General features: G+C 63.9%; 20 protein-coding genes. 17 read left to right on the top strand and 3 right to left on the bottom strand.

The features are described 5' to 3' along the window. The first annotated feature begins 1 nt into the window (after position 1). Positions 2 to 1696, top strand: a complete 1695-nt coding sequence (gene ggt / locus FB481_RS22095; RefSeq protein WP_147177860.1) for a gamma-glutamyltransferase — start codon at positions 2 to 4, stop codon at positions 1694 to 1696. Positions 1697 to 1756: 60 nt separating this feature from the next. On the opposite strand, the gene FB481_RS22090 is transcribed toward ggt, so the two are convergent. The 3 genes from FB481_RS22090 to FB481_RS22080 form a co-directional block, all read right to left on the bottom strand. Continuing rightward, a complete protein-coding gene (locus FB481_RS22090; protein ID WP_013789296.1) occupies positions 1757 to 2098 on the bottom strand; it encodes a hypothetical protein in 342 nt (113 codons plus the stop codon). A gap of 117 nt (positions 2099 to 2215) precedes the next feature. After that, on the bottom strand, positions 2216 to 3028 hold the full coding sequence (mutM, locus tag FB481_RS22085; protein WP_147177858.1) for a bifunctional DNA-formamidopyrimidine glycosylase/DNA-(apurinic or apyrimidinic site) lyase: 813 nt from the start codon (positions 3026 to 3028) through the stop codon (positions 2216 to 2218). 32 nt (positions 3029 to 3060) lie between these two features. Continuing rightward, positions 3061 to 3873, bottom strand: coding sequence for an HDOD domain-containing protein (locus tag FB481_RS22080; protein WP_167363179.1), 813 nt, complete (start codon positions 3871 to 3873; stop codon positions 3061 to 3063). A gap of 221 nt (positions 3874 to 4094) precedes the next feature. Between FB481_RS22080 and FB481_RS22075 the strand changes: the two genes are divergently transcribed. The 16 genes from FB481_RS22075 to ilvD all read left to right on the top strand — a co-directional run bounded on the left by FB481_RS22075 (position 4095) and on the right by ilvD (position 20739). Further along, on the top strand, positions 4095 to 4634 hold the full coding sequence (locus FB481_RS22075) for a type 1 glutamine amidotransferase domain-containing protein (RefSeq protein WP_093506695.1): 540 nt from the start codon (positions 4095 to 4097) through the stop codon (positions 4632 to 4634). Between the two features lie 113 nt (positions 4635 to 4747). Then, positions 4748 to 5944: a class I SAM-dependent rRNA methyltransferase gene (locus tag FB481_RS22070; RefSeq protein ID WP_093506693.1), complete on the top strand. Its 1197-nt coding sequence runs from the start codon at positions 4748 to 4750 to the stop codon at positions 5942 to 5944. Between the two features lie 357 nt (positions 5945 to 6301). Next, positions 6302 to 6667, top strand: coding sequence for a hypothetical protein (locus tag FB481_RS22065; protein WP_143103628.1), 366 nt, complete (start codon positions 6302 to 6304; stop codon positions 6665 to 6667). A gap of 10 nt (positions 6668 to 6677) precedes the next feature. Next, positions 6678 to 7316: a response regulator transcription factor gene (locus tag FB481_RS22060; RefSeq protein WP_147177855.1), complete on the top strand. Its 639-nt coding sequence runs from the start codon at positions 6678 to 6680 to the stop codon at positions 7314 to 7316. An 81-nt stretch (positions 7317 to 7397) separates the two neighbouring features. Continuing rightward, positions 7398 to 8654, top strand: a complete 1257-nt coding sequence (locus tag FB481_RS22055) for a methyl-accepting chemotaxis protein (RefSeq protein ID WP_372239584.1) — start codon at positions 7398 to 7400, stop codon at positions 8652 to 8654. A gap of 8 nt (positions 8655 to 8662) precedes the next feature. After that, on the top strand, positions 8663 to 9031 hold the full coding sequence (locus tag FB481_RS22050; RefSeq protein ID WP_093506688.1) for a response regulator: 369 nt from the start codon (positions 8663 to 8665) through the stop codon (positions 9029 to 9031). Beyond that, positions 9028 to 9348, top strand: coding sequence for an STAS domain-containing protein (locus FB481_RS22045; RefSeq protein WP_027903167.1), 321 nt, complete (start codon positions 9028 to 9030; stop codon positions 9346 to 9348). The genes FB481_RS22050 and FB481_RS22045 overlap by 4 nt, the downstream gene beginning before the upstream one ends. Before the next feature lie 5 nt (positions 9349 to 9353). Next, positions 9354 to 11525 carry a chemotaxis protein CheA gene (locus FB481_RS22040; RefSeq protein WP_147177850.1) on the top strand — a complete coding sequence of 724 codons (2172 nt, stop codon included), beginning with the start codon at positions 9354 to 9356 and terminating at the stop codon, positions 11523 to 11525. Continuing rightward, positions 11522 to 12019, top strand: a complete 498-nt coding sequence (locus FB481_RS22035; protein WP_147177848.1) for a chemotaxis protein CheW — start codon at positions 11522 to 11524, stop codon at positions 12017 to 12019. The genes FB481_RS22040 and FB481_RS22035 overlap by 4 nt, the downstream gene beginning before the upstream one ends. 50 nt (positions 12020 to 12069) lie before the next feature. Then, complete coding sequence (locus tag FB481_RS22030) at positions 12070 to 13719, top strand: methyl-accepting chemotaxis protein (protein ID WP_147177847.1); 1650 nt, start codon at positions 12070 to 12072, stop codon at positions 13717 to 13719. 3 nt (positions 13720 to 13722) lie between these two features. After that, a complete protein-coding gene (locus FB481_RS22025; protein ID WP_027903163.1) occupies positions 13723 to 14241 on the top strand; it encodes a chemotaxis protein CheW in 519 nt (172 codons plus the stop codon). Further along, on the top strand, positions 14241 to 15062 hold the full coding sequence (locus FB481_RS22020) for a protein-glutamate O-methyltransferase CheR (RefSeq protein ID WP_147177845.1): 822 nt from the start codon (positions 14241 to 14243) through the stop codon (positions 15060 to 15062). The genes FB481_RS22025 and FB481_RS22020 overlap by 1 nt, the downstream gene beginning before the upstream one ends. Further along, positions 15055 to 15573 carry a chemotaxis protein CheD gene (locus FB481_RS22015; RefSeq protein WP_147177843.1) on the top strand — a complete coding sequence of 173 codons (519 nt, stop codon included), beginning with the start codon at positions 15055 to 15057 and terminating at the stop codon, positions 15571 to 15573. The genes FB481_RS22020 and FB481_RS22015 overlap by 8 nt, the downstream gene beginning before the upstream one ends. Then, on the top strand, positions 15570 to 16631 hold the full coding sequence (locus FB481_RS22010) for a chemotaxis response regulator protein-glutamate methylesterase (RefSeq protein ID WP_147177842.1): 1062 nt from the start codon (positions 15570 to 15572) through the stop codon (positions 16629 to 16631). Before FB481_RS22015 ends, FB481_RS22010 begins: the two co-directional genes overlap by 4 nt. A gap of 112 nt (positions 16632 to 16743) precedes the next feature. Further along, entirely contained in the window at positions 16744 to 18663 is a 1920-nt protein-coding gene (locus FB481_RS22005) for a rhomboid family intramembrane serine protease (protein ID WP_147177840.1), read from the top strand. Between the two features lie 237 nt (positions 18664 to 18900). After that, a complete protein-coding gene (ilvD, locus tag FB481_RS22000) occupies positions 18901 to 20739 on the top strand; it encodes a dihydroxy-acid dehydratase (protein WP_147177838.1) in 1839 nt (612 codons plus the stop codon). Positions 20740 to 20853 lie beyond the last annotated feature (114 nt).

Raw genomic sequence — 20853 nt, 5'->3', positions numbered from 1 at the left:
GGTGCGCCGCTCCCTTCGCGGCTTCCACTCCCTGCGCGCCCTCTCCGGCGCGCTGCTTCTGCTGCTCAGCCTCGGCCTGCAGGCCGCCGAGCGTCCCGGCAGCAGCGCCATCGCCACCGCCCACCCCGCTGCCACGGTCGCTGGCAAGGAAACCCTGGCCCTCGGCGGCAATGCCTTCGACGCCGCCGTCGCCATCAGCGCTGCGCTCGCCGTGGTCGAACCCTACGGCTCGGGCCTGGGCGGCGGTGGTTTCTTCCTGCTGCGCAGCGCCGACGCCCGCTACGACTTTCTCGATGCCCGCGAACGCGCACCTGGCGCTGCCCACGCCGATCTCTATCGCCGCGATGGCCAGGTGCAGGCGGCGCTGTCCCGCGATGGTGCGCTGGCCGCCGCCATTCCTGGCCTACCCGCCGCGCTGGTCGAGTTGGCCGAGCAGCGCGGCAAACTGCCCTTGCGCGACAGCCTGGCGCCGGCCATACGCCTGGCGCGTGAGGGTTTTCCGGTCGACCGCGTGTACCGCGATCGCGCCACCATGCGCCTAGCCGCGATGCGTGACGATGCGGAGACCGCGCGGCTGTTCCTAAGCGGTGGCGAGGTGCCCGCTGAAGGCGCGCTGCTGCGCCAGCCGGAGTTGGCCGACACCCTGTTGAAGCTGGCCAATCACGGCCGCGACGGCTTCTACTCCGGCCCCGTGGCCGAGCGTCTGGTCGCCGGGGTGCGCGCTGCGGGCGGTATCTGGACGCTGCAGGATCTGGCCGACTATCGCACCGTGAATCGCCAGCCGATTCGCGTACCGCTGGCCGAAGGCCGCGAGTTGATCAGCGCGCCGCCACCCTCGGCCGGCGGTGTGGCACTGGCGCAAAGCCTGCTGATGCTGCAGCAGCTGCCCTGGCGCGAGGCCGAGCCGGTGCAGCGCACCCATCTGGTGGTGGAAACCCTGCGCCGCGCCTACCGCGACCGCGGCCAACTGGGCGACCCGGACTTCGTCGACAATCCCGCAGCCGCCCTGCTCAACCCGGACTACCTGAAAAGCCTGAGTGCCAGCATCGATCTGCAGCACGCTACGCCGAGCAGCGAGCTGCCGCCAGCCAAGCCCTGGAAGGAGGGCGACCACACCACTCACTTCACCGTGCTGGACGCCGATGGCAACGCGGTGAGTGCCACCCTGTCGATCAATCTACCGTTCGGTGCGGCCTTCACGGTGCCGGGCACGGGCGTGGTACTCAATGACGAGATGGACGATTTTGCCGCCGACCTTGCCGGCGCCAACGCCTATGGCCTCGCCGGCAGCCAGGCCAATGCCATCGCCGCCGGCAAACGCCCGCTGTCGAGCATGAGCCCGACCTTCATCGACAGCCCGAGCGACTTCACCAGTTTCGGCACACCGGGCGGCAGCCGCATTCCCAGCATGGTGCTGCTGTCGATCCTGCAGTACTTGGACGGTCAGCCCATCGCCAGTTGGCCAGCCGTGCCGCGCTACCACCATCAGTACCTGCCGGACGTCATCGAGCACGAGCCACAGGCCTTCAGCGCTGCCCAGGCCGCCGAGCTGCAGGCACGTGGCTATCAGCTCAAGAATGTCGAGCGCGAGTACGGCAACGGGCAGGTGCTGCGCTGGAACAAGGCCAGCGGCCAGGTCGAAGCCGCCAGCGATCCGCGCGGTATCGGCAGCAGCGCGGTGCAGACCATGCGCTGAAAGATGTCAGGCAATAAAAAGCCCCTCTATGAGGGGCTTTTTATTGCAAGAAATCCGCGATCACTGGCGCTGGTTGTAACCGTCACCGGTGCAACCCAGGCAGCGTACGAAAGCCGCCTTGCCCGGCTCGACCACCAGCGCACGGCCAGTAGCACCGATGCCACCGCCCATGGCCGAGAACGGCAAGGCGACGACGAAAGCGGCCGCGCCGATGGCAGTGGCGCCGATCAGCAGCGGGCGAGCGATCAGCAGGTCGCCGATCATGGCGAAACCATCCGGGGCATTGACGGTGTAGAGCGGGTCACCGCTGGCGTTCTGCTGCACTTCTTGCGCATGGGCGGTGTGCGCCAGCGAGGCAGCAGTCAGCGCCAGAACAGCAGCGCAAGAGCGAAACAGTTTCATGGGGCGATCCTTCAAAAGTATACGGGACGATGCCGGTAACTATAACAGCGCGCCGGCAATTGTCGCGTGATGGCCGTCAATCGCTGAACAAGTGGTCACGTTATCGGACAAAGCGACTCAGCGCTGGCACTTCGGGCAGTAAACGCTGGCCCGCTGGCCCAGCTTCACCTCGCGCAGGGTATTGCCGCACACCTTGCAGAATTCACCGCCGCGACCGTAGGCGTACAACTCCTGCTGGAAGTAACCGGGCTGGCCGTCGCCGCCGATGAAATCGCGCAGGGTGGTGCCACCGCGCTCGATGGCGTGGGCCAGCACGCGCTTGATCTCCTGAGCCAGGCGCACGTAGCGCGCCCGCGACACCGTACCAGCCGCGCGGCGCGGGTCGATGCCAGCGGCGAACAGCGCCTCGGTGGCGTAGATGTTGCCCACGCCGACCACCACCGCGTTGTCCATGATGAACGGTTTGACCGCCACCGCCTTGCCGCGCGACAGCTGATACAGACGCTCGCCATCGAACAGCTCGGTCAGCGGTTCAGGCCCCAGGCGCACCAGCAGCTCGTGCTCCAGCGGCAGCTCGCTCCACAGCAGCGCGCCGAAGCGGCGAGGGTCGGTGTAGCGCAGCGCCAGGCCGGATTCCAGCTCGATATCCACATGTTCGTGCTTGGCCGCCGGCAGCCCGGCCTCGACCAGGCGCAGGTTACCCGACATGCCCAGATGACTGATCAATGTGCCGACCTCGGCCTTGATCAGCAGGTACTTGGCACGTCGATCCACGGCTTCGATGCGCTGACCGGACAGGCGCACGTCGAGGTCTTCGGGGATCGGCCAGCGCAGGCGCCGTTCACGAACAATAACCCGGCTGACGCGCTGGCCGATCAGATGGGGGGCGATACCACGGCGCGTGGTTTCGACTTCAGGCAATTCAGGCATGACGGACTCGAAACGGATTCAGGGACGGCGCCTCAGGCAGCGCCCAGGTCGCGGATGCTCTCACGCAGGTTCTCGAAGTCATAGCCAGAGAGCCCCACGTAATCAAGGATCAGCGCCTCGATGCTCTGCCACTCGTGATCCTCATCCTGGTTACCCAGCACCTGATAGCTGCGGCAGATGTGCTCGGCCATCTTGAGGATCGCCAGCAGGTTCTTGAGTTGGGCGTCGTTGTCGTTGTCTTCGGCGAAGATGGCCAGCACGTTGTGGTGGTTGGCGATGGCCTGGCACAGGTGCAGCGGCAGGTTCCACGACTTGGCGGTGTAGTAGCCGACCACCGCGTGGTTGGTATTGAGCAGGCGGTTCTCGGTGTCGACCACGCGCCGCTCGGCACTGGCGCTGGCGTAGGACTCCTCGAGCACGCTCATGTAATCCGGAAAGCGCTTGAGCATCAGCGGAATACCGCAGTTGTGGAACAGGCCGAGGGTGTAGGCCTCGTCCACGGACTCGTAACCGATACGTTTGGCCAGGGTCAGGCTGGTCATGGCCACGTCCTGGGCGGTATCCCAGAAGCGGTTGAGGGTGACGATGGTCTCATCGGTCATCTCGCCACGGATCGACAGGGCGTTGACCATGTTGATGACCGAGCGGCTACCCAGCAGATTGACCGCATGCTGAATGGAACCGATGCGGTTGGCCAAGCCGAAATACGGCGAGTTGACGATTTTCAGCAAGGCGCCGGACAGCCCCGGATCCTGGCTGATCAGCCGCGCAATGGCCTTCAGGTCCGGGTTGGGCATGTACTGCTCGAACTGCAGATCGACCATGATCTGCGGTTGTGGCGGCACGCTGATGCCTTGCAGAAACGCTTGTATCTGCTCGGCCGAAAGTTCTTTGTCCATGGAGGCGGCGAAGTGAAGATGATGGAGTACTCAGTCTACCCTGAGCGTGGCGACTTTTGCGTCAGCGGTTACAGAACAAAATTGCAGGTCGTCGCCTGACCTGAACTAAGCAGCCCGACACATCCCCGAATATTGCTCACTCAGCACATTTCAGAGAGGTGTTTTCGATGAGCAAGTCCCTGACAGGCAAACGTATCGCTCTGCTGGTTACCGACGGTTTCGAGCAGGTCGAACTGACCGGCCCCAAACAGGCACTCGAAGAACTTGGTGCCACCGCTGAGATCCTGTCCAGCAAATCCGGCAAGGTCACTGGCTGGAACCACACCACGCCAGCCGATGCGTTCACCGTCGACAAGACCTTCGATACCGCGAAGATCGACGATTACGATGCCATCGTGCTGCCCGGCGGCGTAGTCAACGCCGACACCATCCGCCTCGACGAGATGGCAGTGGAATTGGTCAAGGACGCCGCCAAGGCTAACAAGCCGATCGCGGTGATCTGCCATGGCGCCTGGATTCTCGCCAGTGCCGATCTGCTCAAGGGCAAGACCCTGACCAGCTACCCTTCGCTGACCGACGACCTGAAGAACGCTGGGGCCAATTGGGTGGACAAGGAAGTGGTGGTCGACGGCAAGCTGATCAGCAGTCGCACGCCGGACGACCTGCCTGCCTTCAACGAGAAGCTGATCGCCGCGCTCGCCGCCTGAGCCGCGGCCGTGGACGCCGCGGTGATGCAGCCGCGCGTCCACGCGTTGCAACTGCGGCAAGCAGCTACCGGGCTCCTCGTTTAGAATGCGCGTTTTTTGCGACGGAGCCCACCATGTCCCTGCCTAGCCTGCGCCTGAAAGCCAATGCCGACCGACGCCTGCGCGCCGGCCACCTGTGGGTCTACAGCAACGAGATCGACGTTGCCGTCACGCCGCTCAATGCCTTCGAAGCCGGTGACCAGGCGATCCTCGAAGCTGCCGGCGGCAAACCCCTGGGCATCGTTGCCCTGAGCCCCAACAACCTGATCTGCGCGCGCCTGCTGTCGCGTGACGTCAAGCATGTGCTCGACAAGTCCCTGCTGGTACACCGTCTCAACGTCGCCCTGAGCCTGCGCGAGCGGCTGTTCGACCAGCCCTGCTACCGCCTGGTGTACGGCGATTCCGACCTGCTGCCTGGCCTGGTGGTCGACCGTTTCTTCGACATTCTGGTCGTGCAATTGGCCTCGGCCACCATGGAGCGCAACAAGGACGACGTGCTCGCTGCCCTGATCCAGGTGCTCAAGCCCAGCGGCATCCTGCTCAAGAACGATTCCGCCGCCCGTGATGCCGAAGGTCTGGAGCGCTATGTCGATACCGCCTTCGGCATGGTGCCGGAGTGGGTCGCCCTGGAAGAGAACGGCGTGAAGTTCGAGGCGCCGGTGATCGAAGGCCAGAAGACCGGCTGGTTCTATGACCACCGCATGAACCGCGCGCGCCTGGCGCCCTACGTCAAGGGCAAGCGCGTGCTCGACCTGTTCAGCTACATCGGCGGCTGGGGCGTGCAGGCTGCGGCCTTCGGCGCCAGCGAAGTGTTCTGCGTGGATGCCTCGGCCTTTGCCCTTGACGGCGTGGAGCGCAACGCCACGCTCAACGGTTTCGCCGAGAAGGTCACCTGCGTGGAAGGCGACGTATTCGCCGCCCTGCGTGAACTGAAGGCGGCCGAAGAGCGCTTCGACGTGGTGATCGCCGACCCACCCGCCTTCATCAAGCGCAAGAAGGACATCAAGAACGGCGAGGCCGCCTATCGCCGCCTCAACGAAACCGCCATGCGCCTGCTCAACAAGGACGGCATTCTGGTCAGCGCCAGCTGCTCCATGCATCTGGACGAGGACAACCTGCAGAACATCCTGCTGACCAGCGCACGCCACTTGGACCGCAACATCCAGCTGCTCGAGCGCGGCGCCCAGGGCCCGGATCACCCGGTGCACCCAGCCATCGCCGAAACCCGTTACATCAAGAGCCTGACCTGCCGCCTGCTGCCCAATAGCTGACGGCGGCGCCTGCCACGCCTCGCGGCAGGCCCACTCCAGCAGAGCGGTACCTGGTGACCCCAGGCCCGCTCAGCTGATGCGCCCCTAGGCGCAGTGTCGTGATCCCGCACCTCGCCGCTACCGATCGCCCGAACAATGGGTCGATTCCCCTGCCTCGAAAAATCCCACTCGCGCGTATTGCAGTTCTGACATCAGCTGCCGACATATAGGCATGACGCTTGCTGTCTGTTTCAGCGGCGTCAACGCAGTCGCGTCAGGCGTCACTGGTTGCAGGGTCTACGCTTAAGAAAGCGGCAGATTCTGCGCAGGCCCAGAGCACGCCGTTCAACCGCCGCATAGGAAGCGAGAAGAGTTCAGGTGAAACACGCGACGACACTCTCCCACCTGCGCCATCCGAAACCCGCGTCAGATAACGCGGCAGCGGACATCCTGCGCCACCGCAGGCGCAGCGCAAAAAACCACACGACAGTCCGCGACCGGCAGCGCAAGCGTACCTCTTGCTTGCGTTTCAAAAGCTTGATGGCTTCGCAGTTCGGCAGCCCTGTCAGCCGTGCGCAAGGCGGCCTGAAAACAACCTCGCTTCGCCTGTTCGACGACTTACAACGAATCAGCGCGCTCCCCCGTGACATTCATCTGCCGCCGCAACCGACAAGCCCGCGCACCACCAGCGACGCGGCGAGCCGACAAGACTTTTCAGCCCCATGCGCTACACAGCGTTTTTAAGGATTTTCTGATGATCAAGCTGCTGATCGCCGACGACCATGCGCTGATGCGCGCCGGCCTCAAGCGTCTGTTCGAATTCTACGATGACATCCGCGTCGTCGCGGAGGCTGCCGATGGCGCCCAGGCGCTGGAAAAGCTGCGCAGTACCCTGGCAGATCTGCTCCTGCTCGACTTCAGCATGCCGGGCCTTAGCGGCGAAGCACTGATCACCCGCATCAGCCATCAATACCCCAAGACTCCCATACTGGTGTTGAGCATGCACCACGATCCCCAACTGGCCCTGCGCGCGCTGCGCAGCGGCGCGGCGGGCTATCTGACCAAAGGCCAGTCTCCGGAAGTGTTGGTGGATGCAATCAGAAAAGTGGGTACCGGCAATCGTTTCATCGATCCAGAACTGGTCGAGCCGATTGCCTTGAGCAGCTTGAAACCTGCCAACAGGAGCGGACTGGACAGTTTGACCAACCGGGAGTTCCAGATCATGCGCCTACTGGCGGCCGGCTTGAGCGTTAATCACATAGCCAAACAATTGACGATCAGTAACAAGACAGTCAGCACCCATAAGATAAATCTGATGGAAAAGATGCACTTTGCAACGAATGCAGACCTGATTCGTTTTGCTTCTAACCAAATGAATTCCGATACAGCCTAAGGAAATCCCTAGGTCTTTACGGCACCTAAACCCAGAGAAATATCAGTCAACACCGATGCACCCCAAGAAGATGCTTGATGCATGCTGCCGATATCCAAAGGAATGCTTGGTCACTGCGCTGGAGCCCAGCCCACCCCTTGCCGGTTCCGTGGAGTCTGCGCCCAGTCCGCCACGGAGCCTCACATGCGTGACCTTTCCACCCCTCTGCTAGCCCCCCTATTGATCGTCATTGCAGGCATCGCCGCTGTGATTCTGGTTGGCCAACACGTGCTCGACACCTTGCCGGCCCTGGCCATTCTGCTGGTCGCCAGCGCCGTCATCGTTTTTGCCCTGCGCCGCCGGAGCGCTGGTTCGACATCCTCGGAGCAGCTGCACAGCCACGAGCCCCAGCCTAATCAGGACGAAAGCGTCGAACAGCTGTGCGAGCAGGTGCTGCCGCTGTGGTCGCAGCAAATCGAGAACGCCCGCAGCCATACCGAAGAATCCATCAGCTCCCTGAGCGAGCGCTTCGCCCAATTGGCCACGCGGATCCAGAGCAGCCTGGGTGGCAGCACCGAGCGCGACGCCGGCAAGCGTCTGGTGGCACTGCTGTCGAGCAGCGAATACGAGCTGGACATGATCATCGTCGCCCTGCGCGACGCTCTGGCCAGCAAGGAGTCGCTGCTCAAGGAGATCACCCAACTCTCCAGCTTCACCGACCAGCTGCAGGACATGGCCCAGGATGTGGCCAACATCGCCAAGCAGACCAACTTGCTGGCCCTCAACGCCGCCATCGAAGCCGCCCGCGCTGGCGAGAGTGGCCGCGGCTTCGCGGTGGTTGCCGATGAAGTGCGCAAGCTGTCCTCGATGTCCGGGGATACCGGCCAGCGCATCGGCGAGACCGTGGTAATCGTCAACGATGCGATCCACAAGACCCTGGACATTTCCCAGGAGTATACCAAGACCGACACCGCCACCCTGAACAAGGCCAGCGAAGTAATCGCCGGGGTGATCAGTCGCTTCAAGCAAAACGCCAGCGACATCGTTCAACACAACGAAACCATGCGCACGCAGAGCGAATCGGTCGCCCAGGACATCTCCGAAGTGCTGGTCTCGCTGCAGTTCCAGGACCGCATCAGCCAGACACTCGGCCATATCGCCGCCGACCAGGACAAGCTGCACGCCCACATCCAGAACCGCAGCGCGCAGCGCCAGCAGAATCTCGCGCCCCCCGCGCTAGACGCCGACCGCTGGCTCGCTGAGCTGTCTCAGACCTACACCACCCCCGAGCAGCACCAGATTCATCGGGGTGAAAAAAGCAGCGCCAAAAGCAACGACTCCGACATCACGTTTTTTTGAGGTTTCCCATGAGCAAGACCGTACTCATCGTCGACGACTCCGCCTCCATCCGCCAGGTCGTCAGCATTACGCTCAAGGGGGCCGGTTATCAGGTCATCGAAGGCTGCGACGGCAAGGATGCGCTGAGCAAACTCGACGGCCGCAAGGTGCACCTGATCATCAGTGACGTGAACATGCCCAATATGGACGGCATCACCTTCGTCAAGAACGTCAAGCAGATGCCCGCCTACAAGTTCACCCCGGTGATCATGCTGACCACCGAAGCCGGCGAAGCCAAGAAGGAAGAAGGCCGCGCTGCGGGCGCCAAGGCCTGGGTGGTCAAACCCTTCCAGCCGGCGCAGATGCTCACCGCCGTTTCCAAGCTGATCCTGCCATGACCGACGCGCCGGCGGAGAATCTCTACCGCATCCTGCCACTGGAAGGCGGCCTGACCATTTACAGCGCCACCGAGCACATGCAGCTGCTGACGCAGGCGCTGGCCAGCGATGTGGAAGTGGAGCTCGACCTCGGCGCCGTCGACGAGCTGGACTGCGCCGGCCTTCAACTGCTGATCCTGGCCAAGCAGGAAGCGGCGCGCATGAACTGCGACCTGCGCCTGACCAACCACAGCCCGGCGGTGATCGAGGCGTTCGAGTTGAGCGGGCTGGGCACCTTCTTCGGCGATCCCATCCTGATCAAGCCGGCGAGCGAGTAATCACCATGAACATGGACGAAGTGCTGCAGGTCTTCATCGCCGAAAGCCAGGAACTGCTGCAGCAGATGGAAGAAGCCCTGTTGCAGCTGGAAAACGATCCCGACGACGCCGACACCATCAATGCGGTTTTCCGCGCCGCCCACACCATCAAGGGCTCGGCCGGCCTGTTCGGCCTCGACGTGATCGTCGTGTTCACCCATATCGCCGAAAGCGTGCTGGACCGCGTGCGCAACGGCGAGCTGCGCTTCGACAAGGACATGACCGCGCTGTTTCTGCAGGTCGGCGACCACCTGGCGCGCCTGGTAGCTCTGGTCGACAACGGCGCCGATCTGGAGACGCTGGAGGAGGACACGCAGATCGTCCACCAGCAACTGGCCGAACAGCTGTCCGGTTATCTGGATCCCGCACCGGCCGCCGAGCCGATGCCGGCCACCGCTACCCGTATCGAGCGCGGCCATGGTGAGGGTGTCGGCGCCGACCACTGGCACCTGTCCCTACGTTTCGGCCCAGATACCTTGCGCAATGGCATGGACCCGCTGGGCCTGTTCCGCTACCTGAGCACCTTTGGCAAGATCGTCAGCATTGTGCCGCTGCTCGACCGCATTCCGGTCGCCGCCGAAATGGACCCGGAAACCTGCTACCTGGGTTTTGAAATGGCCTTCGTCAGCGACGCCGACAAGGCCACCATCGAAGGCGCCTTCGAATTCGTGCGCGAAGACAGCCTGATCCGCATCCTGCCGCCCAACAGCAAGTCCGACCAATATCTTGAATTGATCCGCGCGCTGCCGGAAGAAGACATGCGCCTGGGCGAGATCCTCATGCGCTGCGGCACCCTGACCGCCAACGAGCTGCAGGAAGTGCTGCACGCCCAGGTGCAGGGTCAGGAGCGCGACGAGCCACGCCCGATCGGCCGTGTGCTGGTCGAGGAAAGCCTGGTGCAACCGCCCGTAGTGGCCGCCGCGCTGCAGAAGCAGCAACAGATCAAGGAAAACCGCAGCAACGAGAACAGCCTGATCCGCGTCGATGCCGGCAAGCTGGACAAGCTCATCGACCTGGTCGGCGAGCTGATTATCGCCGGTGCCGGCGCGCGAATGACCGCCCAGAACTGCGGCCACCCGGAAATGCTCGAAGCCACCGAGCTGCTCTCGCGGCTGGTCGAGGAAGTCCGCGACTCGGCGCTGCCGCTGCGCATGGTGCAGATCGGCAGCACCTTCAACCGCTTCCAGCGGGTGGTGCGTGACGTAGCAGGCGAGATTGGCAAGGACATCGCCCTGTCCATCAGCGGCGGCGAAACCGAGCTCGACAAGACCGTGGTCGAGCGGATCACCGACCCACTCACGCATCTGGTGCGCAACGCCATGGACCATGGCATCGAGTCGGTGGAAACCCGCCTGGCGCGCGGCAAGCCGGCACAGGGCAAGGTATCGCTGAATGCCTACCACGACGCCGGCAGCATCGTGCTGGAAGTCAGTGACGACGGCGGCGGCCTGGATGCTCAGCGAATTATCGCCAAGGCCCGCGAGCGCGGCCTGATCGGCGAAGGCCAGACGCTATCGGAAAAGGAAACTTTCGCACTGATTTTCGAGCCAGGTTTCTCCACCGCCGAGCAGGTGAGCAACCTGTCCGGCCGCGGCGTCGGCATGGACGTGGTCAAGCGCAACATCGCCGCTCTGCGCGGCACCATCGACCTGGACAGCACCCTCGGCCAGGGCACGCGCATTCGCATCCGCCTGCCACTGACCCTGGCGATCATCGACGGTTTCCTGGTCAGTGTCGGCCAGGCCGGCTACGTGATTCCCCTGGAACTGGTAGAAGAATGCATCGAGCTGCCCGCCGACACCTCGTTCAAGCGCGGCCACCTGGAGCTGCGCGGGCAGATGCTGCCCATCGTGCGCCTGCGTGACCTGTTCGAGGACGAAAGCCAGCCGCCGCGCCGAGAAAGCGTGGTGATCGTCAGGCAGGCGGGCCTGCGAGCGGGCCTGATCGTAGACCAGCTGGCCGGCGAATTTCAGACTGTTATAAAACCGCTGGGTAAGGTCTTCGAGACCTGCCAGGGCCTTGGCGGCTTCACAATTTTGGGTGACGGCAACGTTGCGCTGATCCTCGACATCCCCAGTCTACTCGTCCAACTGACCAGTTCAGCAGACATCGCCCGCGCAGAGAGGCTCGAAGCATGAACGCGCTCGTCCTCGCTAACGAGGAAACCACACAGCAATACCTGACCTTCGTGTTGGGAGACGAGCATTATGCCGTCGATACCCAGTACGTCAGGGAGATTCTCGAATGTACCCGTTTTACCCGGGTACCCCGTATGCCATCTGCGGTCAGGGGAGCAACCAACCTGCGCGGCTCGGTGGTGCCGGTGATAGACCTGCTAGCGCGCTTCAATGGCCAGCTCACCCCGCTGGGTAAGCGCACCTGCATTGTAATTCTCGATGTACCGGCCGAAGAGCGCCCACAGCCCATCGGTGTGCTGGTGGACGCTGTCAGTGCGGTAAGAGAAATCCACTCGAAAGAGATTCAACCGGCGCCGTCGTTCGGCAGCCATCTGCGAAGCGAATTCATCACAGGTGTCGTGCGTCTGGAGGACCGCTTCGTCACCTTGCTAGCACTCGCCCAGGTACTCGATCTAGAAGCACTCGGCAGCCCGCCGAACAGAGACAGCGACTGAGCCGACGGGCTTGACCTCATTAGCGACTTCCACTCGAAAGGATTTGCACCATGCTCAGTAACTTCAAGATCGGTACCAGGCTCATAGTCGCCTTCGTCCTAGTCGCCGGCATCAGCGCCATTGTTGGCGTGTTCGGCCTTTCCAACACCTCGACCATGAATGACCTTGCAGACAAGATGTATTCCAGGGAGCTGATGGGCCTCTCCAAGATCAAGGATGCCAACATCAACCTGATCTACATTGGTCGGGCCCGGGCGAACTACCTGCTCGCCACCACCCAACAGGATCGTGACCGGATCCGCAACGACATCGCTCACTACAGTGAAACTGCACGTAGCCTAATAGACGAAGCACGCAAACAGTTCGCCAGCGAGCGCTCCATGGACCTCTTCCGCGAGGCGGACTCAGTCTGGAAAGACTATCAGGACAGCCTGGCCCAAACCCTGCGAACAGCCGCCGACCAGGACTTGTACAACAGCACCCCGGAACTGCAGCTTCTTTTGACTGAAACACGTGCCCACGGCGACAAGATAGACGCTATCTTTTCCGAGCTCTCCAAGATTAAGGAGAGCAATGCCAGTGATGCCAACGACCAGACCACCGAAATCTACAATTCCAGTCGTACCGTCATGATCGCCGTGATCATAGCTGGCGTATTATTCGGCATCGCCCTCGGTTTCCTCATCAGCCGCAGTATCACCCGCCCGCTGAGCCGCGCCGTGGACGCCGCCAACCTGCTGGCCGAAGGTGACCTGCGCGTCAATCTGGATAGCAAAGCACGCGACGAAACTGGCCAGTTGCTCAATGCCATGAGCAACATGAGCGCCAAGCTGGCGCAGATCATCGCCGAGGTGCGTGGCTCCGCAGACTCGCTGTCCAGCGCCTCGGAAGAGATTTCCTCCACCGCCCAGAGTATGAGCCAGGCAGCCTCCGAGCAGGCTGCCTCGGTGGAAGAAACCAGCGCGTCGATGGAACAGATGTCGGCGTCCATTGCGCAGAACACCGAGAATGCCCGGGTTACCGACGGCATGGCCAGCAAGGCCGCCAATGAAGCCGGCGAAGGTGGCCAGGCAGTGAAGGATACCGTGCGAGCCATGAAGACCATCGCCGACAAGATCGGCATCGTCGACGACATCGCCTACCAGACCAACCTGCTGGCTCTGAACGCCGCCATCGAAGCGGCCCGCGCCGGCGAGCACGGCAAGGGCTTCGCGGTGGTCGCCGCTGAAGTACGCAAGCTGGCCGAACGCAGCCAGGTGGCCGCTCAGGAAATCGGCGAAGTGGCGAAGAACAGCGTGGCCCTGGCCGAACGCGCCGGCACCCTGCTCGACGAGATCGTGCCGTCCATCGCCAAGACTTCCGATCTGGTGCAGGAAATCGCGGCGGCCTCCGACGAGCAGAGCAGCGGCGTCGGCCAGATCAGCACGGCGATGAACCAGCTCAGCGAGCTGACCCAGCAGAACGCTTCGGCCTCCGAGGAGCTGGCGGCCACCGCCGAGGAAATGAGCGGCCAGGCCGAGCAGCTGCAACAGCTGATGGACTTCTTCCGCCTCAACGGCACCGGCGAGCGCATCACCGTCGCCAACCCGCCGCGCAACCGTCAGCAACCGGCCCGCGGCAACGGCCCGACGCGCCAGCCGCGTGACGACGACGGCCACAGCGGCGGTCTGCCGGCCGGCTACGTGCGCTTTCAGGAGTAAGCCATGAGTTCCGAGCCACGGCTGCTCGACAACGCCACGGCGGGGTCGGGCCAGTACCTGACCTTCACATTGGCGCAGGAGCTGTTCGCCGTCGAGATCCGCGCGGTGCGCGAGATCATCGGCTACGGCCGGCTGACCACGGTGCCGATGATGCCGCCAAGCATCCTCGGCGTGATCAACCTGCGCGGCGCCGTGGTGCCGGTGGTGGACCTTGGCCAGCGCTTTGGCGGCCAACCTACCCGCATCGGCCCGCGCACCTGCATCGTGATTCTGGAAATCGCCGGCCCTGAACACACCCAGGTGATCGGCATCGTGGTCGATGCGGTCAACGAAGTGCGCGAGCTGGGCGCCGAGCACATCGAGCCGACACCGGCCTTCGGAGGCAGTATCCGCGCCGACTTCATCCGCGGCATGGGCAAACTCGATGATCGCCTGGTGGTGATGCTCGACATCGGCCGGGTGATCTCGGCCGAGGAGTACGTCGCGCTGAGCCAGGCACAGCAACAGGGTGCCGGCAACTGATGCGCGACTCGAGCCAGGCCACCCTCTCCGATATCGAGTTCCACCAGTTCCGCCAGCTGATCCACGACATCGCCGGCATTCACCTGTCTGACGCCAAGAAACCGCTGGTCGCCGGGCGCCTCAACAAGCGCCTGCGCTCCCTTGGCATGGCTACCTATGGCGAGTACTTCCGTCTGGTCGGCAAGGACAAGACGGAGCTGCAGACCTGCGTGGATCTGCTGACCACCAACGAAACCTACTTCTTCCGCGAGCCCAAGCACTTCGACTTCCTGCGCGAGCTGTTGCAAAAGCCCGGTGCGATTCCCAGCGGTCGTCCGCTGCGGATCTGGAGCGGCGCCTGCTCCAGTGGCGAGGAGCCCTACACCCTGGCCCTGCTGCTGGCCGAACGTCTCGGTGAAAGGCCGTGGGAGATCCTCGCCTCGGACATCAGCCAGCGCATTCTCGACCAGGCACGCAGTGGCGTGTACGAGCTCGCCGACAGCGAAAATATCCCTCGCCATTTGCTGGTCAAGCACTGCCTACGCGGCGTCGACGAGAACCAGGGGCGGATGATGATTACGCCATCGCTGCGCCAGCGCGTGCGCTTCACCCAGATCAACCTCAACAACACGCTGCCGGATGTGGGCCTGTTCGACGTGATCTTCCTGCGCAACGTGATGATCTACTTCAACGCCGATACCAAGCGTCAGGTGGTAGATCGTCTGATAAAACATCTGCGCCCGGGCGGGCACTTCATCATCAGCCATTCGGAAAGCCTGAACGGCGTCAACGATACGCTCAAGGTCGTCAAGCCCTCGATCTATCGCAAGCCAGATGCCTAATCGCCCTTCCATCGCCGAGGTCTATCTCAACCCCGGCGACTACCACTTCGGCGGGCCTTACACCCGCGTGCGCACGCTGCTGGGCTCCTGCGTGTCGATCGTGCTCTGGCATCCCCATGCGCGCCTGGGCGGCATATGCCATTTCATGCTGCCCACCCGCGGCCGCCCGGCCAAGCAACGGGACGGCCGTTACGCCGATGAAGTGATGAGCCTGCTATGCGAGGCCATTGCCCAGAGTGGCACCAAGCTGGCCGAATACCAGGCGCGCATCTTTGGCGGCGGCCACATGTTTCCTGGGCTGGCGAAAGCCCGTCGCCATTATGTCGGCCAGCATAACATCGACGCCGCGCGTCGCCTGCTCGCCGAGAAGAAAATCGGCTGCCACGGCGAACATGTAGGCGGCTTCGGCCACCGCAATCTAATCTTCGATATCTGGAGCGGCCAGATCGCGCTGAAGCAGACTCAGCCCCTCGCCGCCCAAGAATCTCCTGCCGGAAAGCGACCGCAATGAAAAGCATCAAAGTGATGATCGTCGACGACTCCGCCGTGGTGCGCCAGGTGCTCTCCCAGGTGCTGGCAGCCGACCCGGCGATCGAGGTCATCGGCACCGCCGCCGATCCGCTGTTCGCCCTCGAAAAGATGCAGCGTCAGTGGCCGGACGTGATCGTGCTCGACGTCGAGATGCCGCGCATGGACGGCATCACCTTCCTGCGCAAGCTGATGGCCGAACACCCGACGCCGGTGGTGATCTGCTCGACACTGACCGAAAAGGGCGCCACCACTACCATGCAGGCGCTGTCGGCCGGCGCGGTTAGCATCGTCACCAAGCCTCAGGCCAGCCTGAGCAAATTCCTGGTCAACGCCAGCGATGACCTGGTCAACGCGGTCAAGGCCGCCGCCCGTGCCAACGTCAAACGGCTGAGCAACAAGGCGGCTGCGCCCGCGCCCCAGGCCAAACTCAGCGCCGACGCCATCCTGCCGCCTGCCAGCAGTGCCATGGCGCGCACTACCGAGCGCATCGTCGCCATCGGCACCTCCACCGGAGGTACCCAGGCGCTGGAATACATCCTCACCCGCCTACCACGAGTCTGCCCGGCGATCGTCATCGTCCAGCACATGCCCGAGCGCTTCACAGCCGCCTTTGCCGAGCGCCTCAACGCGCTGTGCGAACTGGAGATTCTCGAAGCCCGCAATGGCGACCGCGTGGTGCCCGGCCGTGCACTGATCGCCCCGGGCGGTCGCCACCTGCTGCTCAAACGCAGCGGCGCCCAATATGTGGTCGACGTAGTCGACGGCCCACCGGTCAGCCGCCACAAGCCCTCGGTGGACGTACTGTTCCGCTCCACCGCCCGCGCCGCCGGCGCCAACGCCATGGGCATCATCATGACCGGCATGGGCGACGACGGCGCCCGCGGCCTGCGCGAGATGTACGAAGCCGGCGCCCTGACCCTCGGCCAGGACGAAGCCAGCTGCGTGGTCTACGGCATGCCCAAGGAAGCCATGAAACTCGGTGCGGTCAGCAAGGAAATTCCCCTGGAGCAGATTCCGGCAGCCATCCTGCGCGGTTAGCGCCGGGCCTCGCGAGACCCCGCCGAAACGCCGGACATCCAGATGACGTTTCCCACGGGAATCGGCACAATCGCGCGGCGTTCGCCGACCTCGCACAGGAACTGCATCGTCCATGGAATCCCTCAAGCGCTGGCGCCTCCCCTGGCTGACCCTGAGTCTGATCCTCGTCACTATCGCCGCGTACCTCTGGCAGGCGCGCCAGCTCGGCGGCTACGGCCCGTTCGGGGAAGACCAGTTGATGTCTCTGGGCTCCAACATCGCCATCCTGACGTTAACGGGCGAATACGGGCGCCTGCTGAGCAACCTGTTCCTGCACGCCTCGCTGGCGCACCTGGGGCAGAACATGCTCGCCCTGCTGCTGATCGGCGTCACCCTGGAAAGCCTGCTGGCGCGCTGGCAATGGCTGCTGCTGTACCTGCTCGGCGGCGTATTCGCCAGCCTGGCCTCGGCGGCAGTGCACGTCGACCAGCAGCAGGTCTCGTTCTTCGGCCAGGTCACCCAGGTGATCTTCGTCAGCGTCGGCGCCTCTGGGGCGATCATGAGCCTGGCCGGCGCCGAGCTGGCCATCGCCCTGAGCGTCAAGCTGCGCGGCACCGGCGAGGCGGGCGACAGCCTGCTGCGTAACGCCCTGCTGGTGCCGCTGCTGGCACTGGTTTACGGCCTGATCGACCAGGGCACCGACAACGCCGCCCACCTTGGCGGTTTCCTGTTCGGCCTGCTGGCCACCCTGCCGCTGTGCCTGGGCACCAGCCTGCCGGCGCGCCTCGGTATTGCCGTTGGCGCCCTGCTGGCACTGGCGCTGGGTACCTTTAACCTGCTCAACCCGGTGTTCGACAACCCGCGCGTGGACGAACTGCGTCAGATGGCGCTGCATGAAGTTCAGGAAACCCGGCGCATCGACACCCTCAAGGCACACATCGAAGCGGAGCGTCAGGCACCCCGCACCTGGGTCGATGGCGAACAGGCCCAGGGGTTCGCCATCGACCTGCCAGTGGTCGCGCGGATCGTGCCGAGCAGCGATCCCTCGCGGGTCTACCTGCTGAAGAACGACGCCGATATGCAAATCATCGAGTACGACCTGACGACCCAGCAGCCCCTGCGTGCCCTGCTGACCCAACCTTACGCACGCGGCCAGCTGTGGGGCTGCCCGGGCCCGGAGTGCGTGGGTGTAGGGGTGACCGATATGGCCCTCGACGAGCCGGCCGGCAAGGCTTACGTGCTTGGCCCGAGCAAAGGCGCCGTGAGCCGTATCGACCTGGCCAGTGGTGCGATCGAATACAGCGTGCCGGTCAGCGACGAGCCCGCACGGTTTCCCAGTCGTGTGCTGCTGCACGAGGGGCGTCTGTACGTGATGGATCGCGCCGACAACAGCCTGACGATTCTCGAGGCGGCCAGCGGCAAGCGCCTCGAACGCCTGCAACTGCCCGCAGCGGGCTACGAGAACACCTACATACCGACAGGCGAAACCCTGCTGCTGTCCAGCCAGGGCGATGCCCTCTACCTGCTGCCGAGCTCGTCGCAGCCGATGCGCCTGGACCTGGACAGCCAGCAACTCAGCGAGATCGGTGAGGACGGCGCGCAGCAGATGGGCCGCGATGCCCAGGGGCGTATCTGGCTGCTCTACGAGGACGGCGTGCTCTACCCGCAGGAACAGGGGCAGCGCGAGCGCGTCCCGTTCCACCTGCCCGCGGCCGGGATGCCAGGCTGGATGGCCCTCATCGACCCTGACGGCCATAGCCCGCTGATCCTGCACCTGAGCGAGGGGTTCATCCTCGCCAGCTCGGCGCAGACCGGCCAGGTGCTGCGTGCCTATCCGCTGAACGTGCCGCCGAGTGACATCTTTGCGCTGCAATACCTGGCCGGTGGCCGCTTCTACCTGAGCACTCGCCAGGGTCTGCAGATCTTCGACGTAGACCAAGCCCTGGATGGCCGGGAAGTGGCCGCCGAGTACCAGCAGCTCCTTGAAGAAAGCACCGCGTGGCAGTTGCGCCTGGAGCGCCAGCCGCTCGAACAGCCGGCCAACGACTGGTAACCGCCGGGGCTCCGCTTGGCGGAGCCCCGGGCTTTGGGCCGGCGCCAGCCTTTCCCTTGGCGACTGGGGCGGCGTAGAATCAGGGCATTTCCCGCCAGCCACCCTTCGGCGGGCTGTGAGCCCGGGCAGGCAGACGGAGATCCCGTCGTGCGCCATGCCACCTTGCTTCGCGGTCACCTGCCGCTGATCCGCTCACCCACCTATCAATGCCTACCTGATTAGCCGCAGGAATCCGTCATGCCTGATTACCGCTCGAAGACCTCCACCCACGGCCGCAACATGGCCGGCGCCCGCGCCCTGTGGCGCGCCACCGGGATGAAGGACGAAGACTTCAAGAAACCGATCATCGCCATCGCCAACTCCTTCACCCAGTTCGTGCCCGGCCACGTGCACTTGAAGGACCTGGGCCAGCTGGTCGCCCGCGAGATCGAGAAAGCCGGCGGCGTGGCCAAGGAATTCAACACCATCGCCGTCGACGACGGCATCGCCATGGGCCACGACGGCATGCTTTATTCGCTGCCGAGCCGCGAGATCATCGCCGACTCCGTGGAGTACATGGTCAACGCCCACTGCGCCGACGCCATCGTCTGCATCTCCAACTGCGACAAGATCACCCCCGGCATGCTGATGGCCGCCCTGCGCCTGAACATCCCGGTGATCTTCGTCTCCGGCGGTCCGATGGAAGCCGGCAAGACCAAGCTGGCCAGCCACGGCCTGGACCTGGTCGACGCCATGGTGATCGCTGCCGACAGCACCGCCTCGGACGAGAAAGTCGCCGAATACGAGCGCAGCGCCTGTCCGACCTGCGGTTCGTGCTCCGGCATGTTCACCGCCAACTCGATGAACTGCCTGACCGAAGCGCTGGGCCTGGCCCTGCCGGGCAACGGCTCGACCCTGGCCACCCACAGCGACCGTGAGCAGCTGTTCCTGCAGGCTGGCCGCACCATCGTCGAGCTGTGCAAACGTTACTACGGCGAAGGCGACGACTCGGTGCTGCCGCGCAACATCGCCAACTTCAAGGCGTTCGAAAACGCCATGATGCTCGACATCGCCATGGGCGGTTCGACCAACACCATCCTGCACCTGCTGGCCGCGGCCCAGGAAGCCGAGGTGGACTTCGACCTGCGCGATATCGATCGTCTGTCGCGTCTGGTGCCGCAGCTGTGCAAGGTGGCGCCGAACATCCAGAAGTACCACATGGAAGACGTGCACCGCGCCGGCGGCATCTTCTCCATCCTCGGTTCGCTGGCCCGTGGCGGCCTGCTGCACACGGATCTGCCGACCGTGCACAGCAAATCCATGGCCGAAGCCATCGCCCAGTGGGACATCACCCAGACCGATGACGAAGCCGTGCACCACTTCTTCAAGGCCGGTCCGGCGGGCATCCCGACCCAGACCGCGTTCAGCCAGTCGACCCGCTGGGAAACCCTCGACGACGACCGCGAGAACGGCTGCATCCGCAGCTTCGAGCATGCCTACTCGAAAGAAGGCGGCCTGGCCGTGCTGTACGGCAACATCGCCCTGGACGGCTGCGTGGTGAAGACCGCCGGCGTCGACGAGTCGATCCACGTGTTCGAGGGCAACGCCAAGATCTTCGAAAGCCAGGACAGCGCTGTGCGCGGCATCCTCAATGACGAAGTGAAGGAAGGCGACATCGTCATCATCCGCTACGAAGGCCCGAAAGGCGGCCCGGGCATGCAGGAAATGCTCTACCCGACCTCGTACCTGAAATCCAAGGGCCTGGGCAAAGCCTGCGCCCTGCTCACCGACGGCCGTTTCTCCGGCGGCACCTCGGGTCTGTCCATCGGCCACGCCTCGCCGGAAGCGGCTGCCGGCGGCGCCATCGGCCTGGTGAAGGATGGCGACAAGGTGCTGATCGACATCCCCAACCGCTCGATCAACCTGCTGGTCAGCGATGAAGAGCTGGCGCACCGTCGCATCGAGCAGGACAAGAAGGGCTGGAAGCCGGCCGAGCAGCGTCCGCGCAAGGTAACCACCGCCCTGAAAGCCTACGCCCTGCTCGCCACCAGCGCCGACAAAGGCGCGGTACGCAACAAGGCGATGCTGGACGACTGATCCCTGTCGCGCTGTAAATGGAAACCCGGCCTTGTGCCGGGTTTTCTGTTTCTGGGGCAGCCCCGGGTGTCGCTTCGCTCGACCCGGGCTACGGTTTACGGAACGCATCGCGGG

Origin of the sequence: Pseudomonas sp. AG1028, assembly GCF_007993955.1 — a bacterium.
Lineage (GTDB): Bacteria > Pseudomonadota > Gammaproteobacteria > Pseudomonadales > Pseudomonadaceae > Aquipseudomonas > Aquipseudomonas straminea.
Note: the sequence above shows the minus strand (reverse complement) of the source record. Positions and strands in the feature narration are given on the sequence as shown.

Coding starts and splice junctions, on each gene's coding strand:
- FB481_RS22090 (WP_013789296.1), bottom strand. CDS start 2,098: ATGAAACTGTTTCGCTCTTGCGCTGCTGTTCTGGCGCTGACTGCTGCC.
- mutM (WP_147177858.1), bottom strand. CDS start 3,028: ATGCCTGAATTGCCTGAAGTCGAAACCACGCGCCGTGGTATCGCCCCC.
- FB481_RS22075 (WP_093506695.1), top strand. CDS start 4,095: ATGAGCAAGTCCCTGACAGGCAAACGTATCGCTCTGCTGGTTACCGAC.
- FB481_RS22070 (WP_093506693.1), top strand. CDS start 4,748: ATGTCCCTGCCTAGCCTGCGCCTGAAAGCCAATGCCGACCGACGCCTG.
- FB481_RS22060 (WP_147177855.1), top strand. CDS start 6,678: ATGATCAAGCTGCTGATCGCCGACGACCATGCGCTGATGCGCGCCGGC.
- FB481_RS22055 (WP_372239584.1), top strand. CDS start 7,398: ATGCTGCCGATATCCAAAGGAATGCTTGGTCACTGCGCTGGAGCCCAG.
- FB481_RS22050 (WP_093506688.1), top strand. CDS start 8,663: ATGAGCAAGACCGTACTCATCGTCGACGACTCCGCCTCCATCCGCCAG.
- FB481_RS22045 (WP_027903167.1), top strand. CDS start 9,028: ATGACCGACGCGCCGGCGGAGAATCTCTACCGCATCCTGCCACTGGAA.
- FB481_RS22040 (WP_147177850.1), top strand. CDS start 9,354: ATGAACATGGACGAAGTGCTGCAGGTCTTCATCGCCGAAAGCCAGGAA.
- FB481_RS22035 (WP_147177848.1), top strand. CDS start 11,522: ATGAACGCGCTCGTCCTCGCTAACGAGGAAACCACACAGCAATACCTG.
- FB481_RS22030 (WP_147177847.1), top strand. CDS start 12,070: ATGCTCAGTAACTTCAAGATCGGTACCAGGCTCATAGTCGCCTTCGTC.
- FB481_RS22025 (WP_027903163.1), top strand. CDS start 13,723: ATGAGTTCCGAGCCACGGCTGCTCGACAACGCCACGGCGGGGTCGGGC.
- FB481_RS22020 (WP_147177845.1), top strand. CDS start 14,241: ATGCGCGACTCGAGCCAGGCCACCCTCTCCGATATCGAGTTCCACCAG.
- FB481_RS22015 (WP_147177843.1), top strand. CDS start 15,055: ATGCCTAATCGCCCTTCCATCGCCGAGGTCTATCTCAACCCCGGCGAC.
- FB481_RS22010 (WP_147177842.1), top strand. CDS start 15,570: ATGAAAAGCATCAAAGTGATGATCGTCGACGACTCCGCCGTGGTGCGC.
- FB481_RS22005 (WP_147177840.1), top strand. CDS start 16,744: ATGGAATCCCTCAAGCGCTGGCGCCTCCCCTGGCTGACCCTGAGTCTG.
- ilvD (WP_147177838.1), top strand. CDS start 18,901: ATGCCTGATTACCGCTCGAAGACCTCCACCCACGGCCGCAACATGGCC.